At 43.3% G+C, this 12577-nt stretch carries 15 protein-coding genes; 13 read left to right on the forward strand and 2 right to left on the reverse strand.

Annotated features, from left to right (window positions below; translation table 11 throughout):
- The first annotated feature begins 96 nt into the window (after positions 1–96).
- Positions 97–1482 carry an MFS transporter gene (locus BLW54_RS07565; protein ID WP_035505747.1) on the forward strand — a complete coding sequence of 462 codons (1386 nt, stop codon included), beginning with the start codon at positions 97–99 and terminating at the stop codon, positions 1480–1482.
- 64 nt (positions 1483–1546) lie between these two features.
- On the opposite strand, the gene BLW54_RS07570 is transcribed toward BLW54_RS07565, so the two are convergent.
- Positions 1547–1918: a hypothetical protein gene (locus BLW54_RS07570; RefSeq protein WP_074733788.1), complete on the reverse strand. Its 372-nt coding sequence runs from the start codon at positions 1916–1918 to the stop codon at positions 1547–1549.
- A gap of 300 nt (positions 1919–2218) precedes the next feature.
- Here BLW54_RS07570 and BLW54_RS07575 point away from each other — a divergent pair, with 300 nt between their 5' ends.
- The 8 genes from BLW54_RS07575 (at position 2219) to BLW54_RS07600 (ending at position 8299) form a co-directional block, all read left to right on the forward strand.
- Positions 2219–2752, forward strand: coding sequence for an HD domain-containing protein (locus tag BLW54_RS07575; RefSeq protein ID WP_035505744.1), 534 nt, complete (start codon positions 2219–2221; stop codon positions 2750–2752).
- A 465-nt stretch (positions 2753–3217) separates the two neighbouring features.
- Positions 3218–3355, forward strand: coding sequence for a hypothetical protein (locus tag BLW54_RS20670; protein WP_167358793.1), 138 nt, complete (start codon positions 3218–3220; stop codon positions 3353–3355).
- Positions 3356–3466: 111 nt separating this feature from the next.
- Positions 3467–3601 (forward strand): hypothetical protein, encoded by a 135-nt coding sequence (locus BLW54_RS21145; RefSeq protein ID WP_262365317.1) that lies wholly within the window; start codon positions 3467–3469, stop codon positions 3599–3601.
- An 87-nt stretch (positions 3602–3688) separates the two neighbouring features.
- On the forward strand, positions 3689–3817 hold the full coding sequence (locus BLW54_RS21150; RefSeq protein ID WP_262365316.1) for a hypothetical protein: 129 nt from the start codon (positions 3689–3691) through the stop codon (positions 3815–3817).
- 164 nt (positions 3818–3981) lie between these two features.
- On the forward strand, positions 3982–5253 hold the full coding sequence (locus tag BLW54_RS07585) for a molybdopterin molybdotransferase MoeA (protein WP_074733793.1): 1272 nt from the start codon (positions 3982–3984) through the stop codon (positions 5251–5253).
- Positions 5225–6271, forward strand: a complete 1047-nt coding sequence (moaA, locus tag BLW54_RS07590; protein WP_074734110.1) for a GTP 3',8-cyclase MoaA — start codon at positions 5225–5227, stop codon at positions 6269–6271. Before BLW54_RS07585 ends, moaA begins: the two co-directional genes overlap by 29 nt.
- A gap of 82 nt (positions 6272–6353) precedes the next feature.
- The gene (locus BLW54_RS07595) at positions 6354–6779 is read left to right on the forward strand and encodes a YwpF-like family protein (RefSeq protein WP_035505738.1); all 426 of its coding nucleotides are present in this window, start codon (positions 6354–6356) and stop codon (positions 6777–6779) included.
- Between the two features lie 158 nt (positions 6780–6937).
- Positions 6938–8299, forward strand: a complete 1362-nt coding sequence (locus tag BLW54_RS07600) for a TrkH family potassium uptake protein (protein ID WP_051744179.1) — start codon at positions 6938–6940, stop codon at positions 8297–8299.
- A gap of 422 nt (positions 8300–8721) precedes the next feature.
- On the opposite strand, the gene BLW54_RS07605 is transcribed toward BLW54_RS07600, so the two are convergent.
- The gene (locus tag BLW54_RS07605) at positions 8722–8847 is read right to left on the reverse strand and encodes a YjcZ family sporulation protein (RefSeq protein WP_074733797.1); all 126 of its coding nucleotides are present in this window, start codon (positions 8845–8847) and stop codon (positions 8722–8724) included.
- Positions 8848–9518: 671 nt separating this feature from the next.
- On the opposite strand from BLW54_RS07605, the gene BLW54_RS07615 reads away from it, so the two are divergent.
- From BLW54_RS07615 to BLW54_RS07625, 4 genes are all read left to right on the forward strand, one after another.
- The gene (locus BLW54_RS07615) at positions 9519–10355 is read left to right on the forward strand and encodes a phytoene/squalene synthase family protein (protein WP_074733799.1); all 837 of its coding nucleotides are present in this window, start codon (positions 9519–9521) and stop codon (positions 10353–10355) included.
- A 120-nt stretch (positions 10356–10475) separates the two neighbouring features.
- Complete coding sequence (locus tag BLW54_RS20675) at positions 10476–10622, forward strand: hypothetical protein (protein WP_167358794.1); 147 nt, start codon at positions 10476–10478, stop codon at positions 10620–10622.
- Positions 10623–10808: 186 nt separating this feature from the next.
- Positions 10809–11633, forward strand: coding sequence for a D-aminopeptidase DppA (dppA, locus tag BLW54_RS07620; protein ID WP_035505732.1), 825 nt, complete (start codon positions 10809–10811; stop codon positions 11631–11633).
- An 11-nt stretch (positions 11634–11644) separates the two neighbouring features.
- A complete protein-coding gene (locus BLW54_RS07625; RefSeq protein ID WP_139254139.1) occupies positions 11645–12577 on the forward strand; it encodes an ABC transporter permease in 933 nt (310 codons plus the stop codon).

Here is a 12577-nt window from a genome sequence, read left to right on the forward strand (position 1 = left end):
ATTTAAATTTATAAATCATTTCATTTACCGTTGCTTTCCATGTAGAAGTCTTGTACTATATTTCGAGTAACGAAAGATTGAAGGGAGAGGTCTAAGTTGAAAGAAAATCAGCAAGTACAGAATCCAAAGGGATTATTGATCTCTCTTTGCGCGGTGATGATGATGTCCGTTATGAATGGTACCATGTTCAACATCGCCGTTCCTGATATAGCCACCTCTTATCGATTGATGCCTTCAGAGGTCAGCTGGGTTATGACAGGGTATATCATGGTCTATGCGATTGGCGCGCTTACCTATGGGAAACTGGCCGATTATTATCCATACCGGACGTTAATTACATTTGGATTAGTTATTTTTTGCAGCGGGTCCCTTTTCGGATTCTTTGCACAAAATTACGCAATGGTTCTTCTGGCAAGGGTTATTCAGGCAGTGGGAGGAGCGATGATTCCAGCGCTTGTCTTTTTGGCTCCCATTCGCTATTTTCCGAATGAGCGGGGGAAAGTGCTCGGCATCGTTTCCTCTGTGATGGCTTTTGCCTCTGGCATCGGTCCAATTGCCGGCGGCTTCATCGCAGGCTTCCTTGATTGGCGGTATTTGTTCTTAACCTCTGCATTAATTATCATTACTTTACCGTTTCTACGTAAAAACCTGCCCAAGGAAGAAGCGAGAAAGGGGTATATCGATTATATCGGCGCCGTCTTGATTGCAGGAATGATTTCGACGCTGCTGTTGGGCATTACACTGGGCCATTCCTGGTTGTTTATTTTTACAGGCACGTTCTTCGGCTTAAATGTGTGGCGTATGAAATCGATCGAGGAACCATTTATCCCCGCCCATTTATTTAAAAGCAGCCGATACAGGGCGACAATCATAACCAGTTTTCTAGGCGTTGTCTGTTTGTTTGGCATGATGTTCATGCTCCCGATTATGTTCCGTGATGCGTACGGATTGAACACCATGATGATTGGACTCGTCCTATTTCCAGGGGCATTAAGCGCAGCTTTGATGGGTCAGAAGGGTGGAAAACTTGTCGATACAAAAGGCAACATATTCGTACTTTACCTTGCATTAACACTGCTTGGTACCGGATTTCTCCTATTATCCACATTCGTCGGAGCTTCTCCGTACGTGGTTAGTGCTGTGATCATTATCGCCTACATGAGCTTTCCGCTTGTGCAGGCATCGTCTGCGGATATCCTTGCAAACATTTTGCACAAAAGTGAAACAGGGGTCGGAATGGGGGTCTTTAATTTAATGAACTTTGTATCAGGCGCTTTGAGTGGTGCTCTGATCGGTAAGGCCCTCGACGTTTATAAACCGAACCACCCCTTCAACTGGTTTGGAATTAATGGGAATACAGCCGTTTACAGCAATATTTTTCTTGCCTTCGCTCTTATTATAGCTATTGGCTACTTACAGTTCCGTTTGAACTTTTACAAAAAAGAAGAAACCTACACACGAAAGAAACCCGCTTCCTTATAAAGAGCGGGTTTTTTGGAATTTATCACTCTAAGGAGAGGGGACGCTCCGACTTCCCCTTAAATAGTCATTTAACATCAGGGGGGGCGATTAGGGATATACAAAAGTTATACAGATATCGATATTTCACTTCCACAACAGATTTACTGTATTTTCTACGACAGCTACTCTCGACAATATGCTCCTTCCATTCTGCTTCGATTTTTTGATATACCTCATCCACACATTTTCCATCAATGATCATAAGGAAGGGGTCATCCACATCCATGAATAAGAAAAAGGATAATAATTTCGGAAGGTGTCCGGCGTCAGCAATTAATTGATTTTGAAGTAAATATAAGTCACAGCCATTTTTTGTGATTATTTTGTACATTTTCATAATTTGAATGGTTTTTAACGGGCGTTTTAATGTGATTTGGTAAGAAGACAGCTCATTCACTGTCGTCACCTCCGTTGTGTTTTGTTTGTTGCTATAGAACTACCCGTACAAAACTTGTACTAAACATGAGGACAAAAAGAAAGGTTGAAAGCCTCTTTCTTTAGGGCACATCTCTAATTCTCACACTCCTAATTGTTTCTAAGCATAAGATGAACCAACTCTACAGGATTCAATTCCCTGTTTCTGTGCCAGGGATATAGGGTATTCCTATAGAGAGCACTCCCGTTTCATGCATGTCTTCACCTTGTCCTTAAAAGGGGAACGTGATATGATCTTTTTTAAAAAAACGGAGGTGATCGTATGAGAAGAGTGACACTCGTTGAGGTATTTAAACACCGGATTACTCAAAAATATTTGCAGCGATCAGGCATCAACCACGCGGTCACCGTTGCTGAATATGCTTTTGATATGGCTGTGGAGATGGGGGTCGGCCCAGACCTTGCGACTAAATCCGCCTTACTGCATGATATGGGCCATTATGAATGGTATCGGGATGGCAAATGGGATTATGATGAATACCGAAAATCCGATATTCATGCCATTAAAGGGGCGGAACGTGCGCACAAGTTATTGATTCGTTTAGGAGAAGACAGGCTTGTAGCAAAGGAAGTATCCGTCGCAGTGCTCCTTCACACAGATAGTTACTTGCCATTTGGTCTTGATGAAAAAAGAACACCACTTCAACACGTCGTAGCCAAAGCAGACGAAAAAGATGAGCAGCCCATGGGTCTGCATCATTATAAACAAATGGATAAAAGCCATGCATTAAAAAGATTGCATGACCTGGACCGAAAAATTGAACAAGTCTTAACAAAGAACAATGACTCAGCATAAGTGGATAACCAGATTCATACAATGAATGCATAGCAGGGGCGTGTCGGAGAAGCAATGGTGGGGAGAAGCTCCTTCCATTGCTTTTTATATGCCCATGGCCTATTTTGGAGAAAAGTCAAGTTTTTTCAAAAGTAGGCTTTACTTTCCGAAAAAGGTCCTATATAATTTCCAGTGTAAGAAAAATTTCTCAGAAAGCGAGGTCGACGAAAATGAACAACTGCATGATCCAAAACCAAACGAACTTCATACCATCGACCTGCGCTCAGAAGCCAATCTGAGATCAATGACTATTTTTAATTAAAGCATTCATAACAGCCGCAGGAGATGCATATTGTATTCCTGTGGCTTTTTTATGGAGTGAAATTTTTCCAAAAGCCGCAGAGTCCCTGCGGCTTTTTTGTGCCTATCTAAGAGTAATTTTACTCTTTAGATATAAATATACACTATTTGAAAGGAGTGAAAACAATGACGATACAATTCTTTATCTTTACGATTACCTTCGCTAGGAACAACGCAAAACGATATCAGCCCATCCCTGGTTATCGTCCAACAGTCCAAGATCAGTGGCTAGACCGGAAATCTGCATTCAGCCGTTACATGTAAAAAACACAAGGAGGAGATCATCATGGGAGAAATGCTGAGAATTGCTTTTATGAACTGGTTGAATGTGGAGAAGGATACCGCTTAGCCTCAGTACACAGAGGAGGAGACAAAATGAGAATCAATTTGATTATTTTCACCATCATCATTGAACGTATGGACAACGGTGCGATTGAAAAATCAAAACAACGCAGCCGATATATTGAACGAAAAATTAATGATTCCAAAAACAAATACCTGTACCTATAAAGGAACAACCCCTGTCTTTTATGGCAGGGGTTTTGTCATAAAATTATTCTATTTTGAAACAATAAGAGGGAGGGGAGTGAATGGGAAATGGCACAAGGAAATAAGAAAATCACCAAACGTAATGAGAAAAAACATGCCCGTAAAGGTGAAAAACGCGGAAAAAAGCAAGATGAAACAGCCATCAACCACGTAGTCAACGTTTACGACCCAATCTAAAAACTTTCATCCCGAACCCGGAGCTTATAGCTCCGGGTTTTTCCTTATTTTTTCCATGCTTTTGAGGACTGAAAAGGATCCTGTACATAGAGAAATCTTTGAAAAAATGCGAATGTTCCTATATCTTCAAAGGAAGAACATTTTTTCAAAAGGAAGGTTGAATCATGAACTTACATAGAGACCCCCTGCCAATAGCCGACGCTGTCGACAGGGTCATGGCCAATAAAAAACAAGGAAAAACAGAAAAGGTTGCCATCGAGCATTGTGGTGGACGCAGTCTTGCAGAAGATATTTTAGCGACAAATCCTGTGCCGCCTTTTGATAAGTCTCCTTATGATGGGTTTGCTTTACGCTCGCAAGATACAAGGGGCCTTACCCGGAAAAATCCTGGTACGTTTCATGTGACCGAAACTGTTGCTGCCGGCCACAGGGCATCACGTCCTATGGAAAAAGGAGAAGCCGTCCGCATTATGACAGGAGCCGAAATTCCTGAAGGGGCGGATTGTGTAGCGATGTTTGAAATTTGTCAAACTTTTGAAGAAAGCGGTCACTCCTATATGGAAATAAAACGGGCTCTAGAACCGAATCAAAATATTATTGAGAAAGGTTCAGAAACAGAGAAGGGAAAAAGGCTTGTCAGGGCCGGGGCTTTGATTAACCCAGGGGTGAAAGCTCTTCTGGCTACGTTTGGTTACTCAGAAGTTATGGTCTATCAAAAGCCGAAGGTAGGAGTTTTTGCTACAGGAACGGAACTTTTGGATGTCGATGAACCTCTCGTGCCCGGGAAAATCCGCAACTCGAATGCTTATATGATCCTTGCTCAAATCGAACGTGCTGGTGCGGAAGGAACCTATCTCGGTAAGCTGGATGATGACTTTGAAACTTGTTACCATGCGGTTTCAGGATCCTTGAAGGATTTTGACCTCGTCATCACGACGGGCGGGGTATCTGTCGGTGATTATGATCTGATGCCTGAGATCTATGAAAAACTTAAAGCAAGGGTGCTGTTTAATAAAGTGGCCATGAGGCCAGGGAGTGTGACGACCGTTGCAGAGCTCGATGGTCAGTTGTTGTATGGATTGAGTGGAAATCCATCCGCCTGTTATGTCGGATTCGAATTGTTTGCTTACCCCATGATTCAAAGCTTAATCGGAAATCCGGCCCCTTTTCGTCCACGTATTCAGGCAATCCTCGGGGAAGATTTCAAGAAACCCAACCCGTTCAGCCGTTTTGTTCGAGGGAAAGTCAGCTTCAAACGTGGGGAAGTAGTGGTATCCCCTGTAGGAATAGACAAATCTGCAGTCGTGACCTCATTAGCAGCGGCAAATGCTTTCATCGTTCTTCCTGGAGGCACAAGAGGCTATGAAAAAGGAGATACGGTAGAAGCCATTCTTCTAGAGCATGAACATGGACAAAAACAATTGGAGGAGGGGTGATCATATCGATTCCCACATCACCGATCAACTGGGTCGTCCCATTAAAGATTTACGAATATCTGTTATCGATCAATGCAACTTCCGATGTACCTATTGTATGCCGGCAGAGATTTTTGGCCCGGATTATACATTTTTACCAAAGGATGAACTGCTCAGTTTTGATGAAATTATCCGGCTCGTACGTATTTTTGCTGGGTTTGGAGCGGAAAAAATACGCCTGACCGGCGGCGAACCTTTGATGAGGAAAAATTTGGATGAATTAGTACGAAGAATAAAGGAAATCGACGGAATCAAGGATATTGCTGTGACGACAAATGCTGTCTTCCTTGTTCGGCAGGCCCGGAAATTGAAAGAAGCTGGGTTGGACAGGGTCAACATTAGCCTGGATGCGATTGAGGATCACATTTTCAAGGAGACGAATGGTCGTGGTGTTCAAACGAAACCAGTCCTAAAGGGAATCGAAGCAGCCAGATCAGCTGGTTTGGATATCAAGATCAACATGGTAGTCAAAAAGGGGATGAATGAAGATCAAATTCTCCCAATGGCCCGTTATTTCAAGGGAACCGGAGATACCCTCCGGTTTATCGAATTCATGGAAGTCGGGAATCACAATGGCTGGAATATGGATGCCGTCGTATCCAAAAAAGAGATCATCGATCAAATCCATGAGGAAATGCCGCTTGTTCCGCTTGAACCTAATTATTATGGGGAAGTCGCTTCTCGCTATCGTTATGAGGAAGGGAAAGGGGAAATTGGTGTCATCTCATCTGTCACCGAAGCCTTCTGCTCCAGCTGTACAAGAGCTCGATTATCAGCGGACGGCCAACTATACACCTGCCTGTTTGCATCCTCCGGGTATGATTTGAAGCAAATGCTTCGTGAAGGAGAGGGAGATCACTCGATCACCGAATATTTACAGGCTGTTTGGACAGGGAGGACCGATCAATATTCGGTAGATAGAGCCCATGGAAAACCCATGAAGCAGAATAAAATCGAGATGTCCTATATCGGTGGATGAAAAAAAGGTTGAAATCACTCTTTGCCCCAGTCCTCTTAGTATTCTATAATAGAGATAATTATCATTCCCGGAGGTCATTCGAATGAAAACCTTTAAATTGATTTCATTGGATATCGTGGAAGAAAAGCATGATGATATTACCCAGCGGCGCATCAAGTTACAAGACGGGTTGATCATTAACAGGGAGGACGACCACGGACGGTGGGTTGTTGAAGCTTATGTAGATGAAAGCTACCGTGACTTTTTTGAAACGATGCGTGAAAATGAAGAAGAAATTATTATACAGGTGAAAATCACGAAACAAAGCAATCGTCCAGCGACTTTCATGGTGAAACCGATTGATGTAAACAAAATCGGTGGCCGAATGAATGTTATTTTCATGGGGACGATCGTTGATCGACATCAAGAACAGGTCGAACGTGTACTGAAACAATTAATGGATGAAGGTTTTCAGGGAGAAGACCTCTTAGAAGAATTTAAAAAAAGAGGCCAGGAATCAAAGGCATAAACATAACGAGGAGGCGTCTGATGCTCAGACGCCTCCAATGTGTGTATGAGATTGTAATGTCTTACGAAAATGAAGAAATAGAAGTCATTTGTCCCACTATATGATTAGTGGCGATAAACATCCATGAGGACTGGCAGCATCAAAGGAGTTTTTACTTTATGTGGGTGAGAAGAAAGAGCCTGATGTGGCTGAATGACTTATCGCCATTTCAATTAATCGCATTATACTATATGGTGGCCGTGACGATCGCTTCCATATTGATAGCACTTCCCGTCGCTCATCGGGACGGGGTGGATTTGGCTTTTATCGATGTATTATTTACAGCCGTCAGTGCAGTCAGTGTGACAGGGCTGACGACAGTGCCCACGGCCGAGACGTTCAGTACGACTGGCTATTTTATAATAGCCATTGTTCTCCAGTTTGGCGGGATCGGGATTATGACCCTTGGCACGATGATTTGGCTGATGCTCGGGAAGAAAATTGGGCTGAAGGAACGCCGGCTTATTATGACCGACCAGAACCAGACCACTTTCCAGGGGATGGTCCGTTTAGTGAAACAGATCATCCTTGTCGTTTTGATGATTGAATTCATCGGCTTTCTTGTCCTCGGTACATATTTTCTACAGTATTATGAACCTGGGGAAGCTTATTTACAAGGGTTCTTCGGGACAATCAGTGCTATGACAAACGGTGGTTTTGATATCACTGGTGAATCACTCATTCCGTTCCGTGACGATTACTTTGTTCAATTCATCAATATTGTTCTTATCATTGCAGGGGCGATTGGCTTTCCTGTATTAATCGAAGTGAAGCAATATTTATGGCAGAATCAAGAAGAGAAGACCATCCGATTTTCATTGTTTGCCAAGCTTACCACCATTACATTCTTTGCTCTTGTTTTGTTTGGTACCCTTATGATTATTATTTTAGAGAATAATCATTTCTTTGCCGGCAGGTCCTGGCATGAAATCCTTTTCTATGCGCTGTTCCAATCGGTTACTACACGCAGTGGCGGGCTGGCAACCCTGGATATAAATCAGTTTACAGAACAAACCCAGTTGTTTATGTCGTCCCTGATGTTTATCGGAGCTTCTCCGAGTAGTGTAGGTGGCGGAATCCGGACAACCACATTTGCACTTGTGGTCATTTTCGTTCTTACGTTCGCCCGGGGTGGACAGAACATACGTATTTTCAGAAGAGAAATTCATCCGGAAGATTTAAATAAAGCGGTGGTTGTGACGATGGTCGCTTTGTTCTTATGCTTTATTGCTGTCATCACACTTTCCATCATCGAACCATTTACATTGAATGAGATCGTATTTGAAGTTTGTTCCGCCTTTGGGACGGTTGGATTGTCGATGGGCATTACCCCTGGCCTTTCAACCTTTGGGAAAATTATTCTCATGCTGCTCATGTTCCTTGGTCGGATCGGCTTGCTTACGTTCTTATTCTCCTTTAATAAACATGACAAAGCACGTGTGAACTACCATTATCCAAGAGAGCGAATTATTATTGGCTAGACCAATATCGTGGGTAAGGGCCAGACATGTATCATTTATTGAAGAAATAGAAAAGGCATTGCAGCAATCGAACAGCCCGCCGAGGCACCGGCGAAGGGAAGCTGCTGGCCATTCAACTATTCAAAAAGGGTAGAGCAAAAAGGCACCGCCGAAAGGGCGGTGCCTTTTTTATATGGAAAGATATAAAAAGATGAGTCTCTTTTAGGAGAAGGAGGCATTGGTTTATCTTTCTAGCCGGCCCTCTCCCTTTTTAACTTTCCAGTTACAGATCCTTGAGGCATAAGCGATCCTGCAAGTCTTCATAGGGTGGCTTTGCTTATGCTTGGATCCCCCAGGAAGCGGGGTGTTCAATGAATGTTGCGGATGGGCCCCGTGAACATAGCTGAACATCTTCTGCCCCACTCGGTTTTACTTGGCTTTCATTAGCAATAAAATGCTGCGCCTACAATGACCAATAGGATGAACAATACGACGATTAAGGCGAAATCGTTGCCGTAACGTCGTGGTCTGTGGCACTTTCTTCCTCCGTAAGGATAGCCTCCGTACATAAGCTCACCTCCTGTTGTTACATTTGTAGCCTATGCACGGAAGGGCAGTCGTGTATGGTCATTAACCCATTTCCACTAATTCAAAAAGGTCGGAGGAGAAAGCTTTGTGATCTTACTTTTTTGATGCATGCTGTTTGACTGTTGTTCTTGATGGTGTTCGCATTGATCGAGCTCCTCACACCAATGATTTAATTGTTCATTCGTATATTGGTTGTGAGGGGGTGAATGTGTGGTATGCGAGGGGAAATAGGGTCCGGAAATCCTTTGATTTGAATACATAACCATCCCTCCTTCGTTGGTATTATCCCCTCGTTTCCCTTAATTATCCTTATTCTTACCTGTCACCATTTTACAGCAGAAACAGATAACACGTTTGTATAAATTCAAAATCCCTGGACAGGTCACCCTAAACCGGAGACTCCTGGTGACCTTGTCATCGGCCAAGCACTGGTAATACCGATTGTCAGCTAATCACCGGCGTTTGCGATAGATAAAGAAGTCGCTGTTTCCATCCGGCGTGTTTCGGTCGAAACTCCTCCGTACCCCTTGAAATATTGCTGCCAAAGGGGCATCCATACATCCCAGCGAGTGATGCACGGCACACAAATGCTGGCCGATTATTTGCAATTTTGGGAGGGAGAAAGGCATAATTACAAGCGAGGTGTTTAGTAATGTCGGACTTGAACCAAGCATACCACTATTGTCGCAAATTAATCGAAGAGCATTCTAAAACCTTTTCGAGAGCCTTCATGTTGCTGCCAAAACAACAAAAGAAAGCTGTGTGGGCCATTTATGCCTTTTGCCGTCGAGTGGACGATATTGTAGATGAAGGTGTGGAACCTAAGAAAGGACTAGAAGTGTTCGCCGATGAATTCGATGCGTTCATGGAGGGGAAATTAGCGCTGAATGATCCTTGCTGGCTGGCATTAGATGATGTCTTCCGAAACTTCTCCATTGATTCAGAGCCTTATTATGCCATGATTGAAGGACAGCGGATGGACCTTTATCCTCATATAATCCGGACGAAAGATGACCTATTGCATTATTGTTATCACGTTGCGAGTACCGTAGGTTTAATGCTTCTTCCTGTTATCGCGCCAAGGCAAATAACTTCATTAAAGCAAGGGGCCATTGAACTTGGCTATGCGATGCAGCTGACAAACATATTACGAGATATCGGTGAGGATATGGAAATCGACCGAATATACTTACCTCAGGAATTAATGGAAAAGTACGGATACACATTCGTGGACCTGAAAGAAAAGAAAGTGAACAAGCCATTCATACACATGTGGGAAGAGCTCGCGAGTGAGGCAGAGATATATTATGATAGAGCGATGGATACATTAAAGGCTTACCCTTTGTATTCCCGAACTCCTGTTGGCGGCGCTGCAAAAATGTACAGGGCCATCCTGAAAAAAGTCAGGAAGAACGGGTATCAAGTGTTCAATCATCGCCATTTCGTTACAGATCAGGAAAAACAGCAGATCATTGCAAAAATGCAGTGAGACAGATGTGCAAAAACCAATGGATACGATCTCCTTTTTCGTAGGAACAACATAGATGTATATTTCTGTCATCTCTTGCGAATACTTGTAGCAACAATCGTACAGGAAAGGGAGACTAGAATGGCAGAAAAATACCTTATTTACTATCAAGCGAAAACAGGGGTTGTAAAAAAAGTACCTGTTTTTGCGTCCCACAAAGAAAAAGCACGGGAAGACCATTTGAAAAGCAATCCCCAATCAAAAATCACCCACATCCGCCTATTGTAGAGATCGGAAGAGGGTTCATATCCACTAGTAAAGAGGCGCCACTCATCAAGGAGAGGCGTCTTTTTTTGTGCATGTAAAACTCACGCTTACTTTGGGGCTAAAGAGCACACTTGCAAAATTTGTCTGCGATTGATAAAATTATGAGAAAATTAACAATATTACCAAAAGTGAAGGGGGAAAGTCATCATGAAATTGTACCTCTCAGTCGACATGGAAGGGATTACAGGTGTACCAGATTACACTTTTGTCGATTCTTCCAAACACAATTATGAACGAGCAAGAAGAATAATGACGGAGGAAACCAATTATGTCATCCGGTCGGCCATGGAAAATAAAGCCGATGAAGTGCTTGTTAATGATAGTCATTCGAAAATGAATAATTTACTCATTGATGAAATCCATCCGGATGCAACCTTGATTACTGGAAGCGTAAAGCCCCTTTCCATGGTTCAGGGATTGGATGATTCTTTTTCGGGTGCCTTATTTGTAGGGTATCATGCCCGTGCTGCTCAAAAAGGCGTTTTATCCCATTCGATGACGTTTGGGGTTCGAAATTTTTACATAAACGATACACCCGTAGGAGAACTTGGTTTCAATGCTTATGTGGCTGGTTACTATGGTGTGCCTGTGCTGATGGTGGCAGGGGATGATTGTGCGGCACAGGAAGCGGAAGCATTGATTCCAAATGTTGTCACTGCCCCAGTAAAGGAGACGATCTCCCGATCAGCGGTTAAGAGTTTAACACCGAAAAAAGCCGGAGAACTATTAGAGGAACGAACCGCTCAGGCTTTACAGAATCGAACCCGGGTAGAACCGCTGGTTCCACCGGATTATCCTACATTACGGATTGAATTTATGAATTATGGACAAGCCGAATGGGCGAACTTAATGCCTGGCACAGATTTGGAACCAAATTCGACGACCGTACGATTCAGGGCCAAAGACATCCTGGAAGCATACCAAGCCATGCTCGTCATGACAGAGCTTGCGATGCAGACCACATCCAGCTAGGAGGAGAAGTTGTGGCGAAATACATACTTAAGCGTTTTTTATACATGGTTGTCACCGTTTTCATCATAGCAACCCTCACTTTTTTCTTAATGAACCTGCTTCCCGGTTCCCCATTCAATGAAGAACGGACCACCAATGAAGCTGTGCAGCGAAACTTGGAAGCTCACTATCACTTAGACGAACCCTTAATTGTTCAATATGTCCTGTACTTAAAATCAATTGTAACTATGGATTTCGGACCTTCTATTAAACAACCGACAGAAACAGTGAATTCCCTTCTAAGCAGGGGGTTTCCAATATCTGCTGAGCTGGGGGTGTGGACGGTACTGACAGCCCTGATTTCTGGTGTCGCTTTAGGCGTGTTTGCCGCTCTAAAGCACAATGGTGTCATTGATTATATCGCCATGACAATAGCGGTTCTCGGCATCTCCATTCCGAATTTTGTTTTGGCTACCCTATTAATTCAGCAATTGGCTGTTAATTTAGGGATTCTGCCTGCCGCAACGTGGAGCAGTCCGCAACATATGATTCTGCCCATTGTCGCCCTGGCCACCGGTCCAATGGCCATTATCGCTCGTTTGACAAGGTCGAGCATGCTTGAAACATTAACTCAAGATTACATAAAAACAGCCAGAGCTAAAGGGTTATCTCCCTTTAAGGTTATCGTCAAACACGCTTTGAAAAATGCATTAATGCCTGTCGTTACTATTTTGGGGACCCTGCTTGCCGGAATTTTGACAGGAACCTTCGTCATAGAAAAGATTTTTGCTATCCCGGGGATGGGGAAATATTTCGTGGAAGGCATTAACCAGCGAGATTATCCTGTCATCATGGGAACTACCGTTTTTTACAGTGCTTTTCTTGTATTCATGTTATTCCTAGTGGATATCGCTTACGGCATTCTCGACCCTAGAATCAAGCTGCACAAAGAAGGAGGGAGCTAA

The organism is Halobacillus karajensis (assembly GCF_900108515.1).
GTDB classification, from domain to species: domain Bacteria; phylum Bacillota; class Bacilli; order Bacillales; family Halobacillaceae; genus Halobacillus; species Halobacillus karajensis.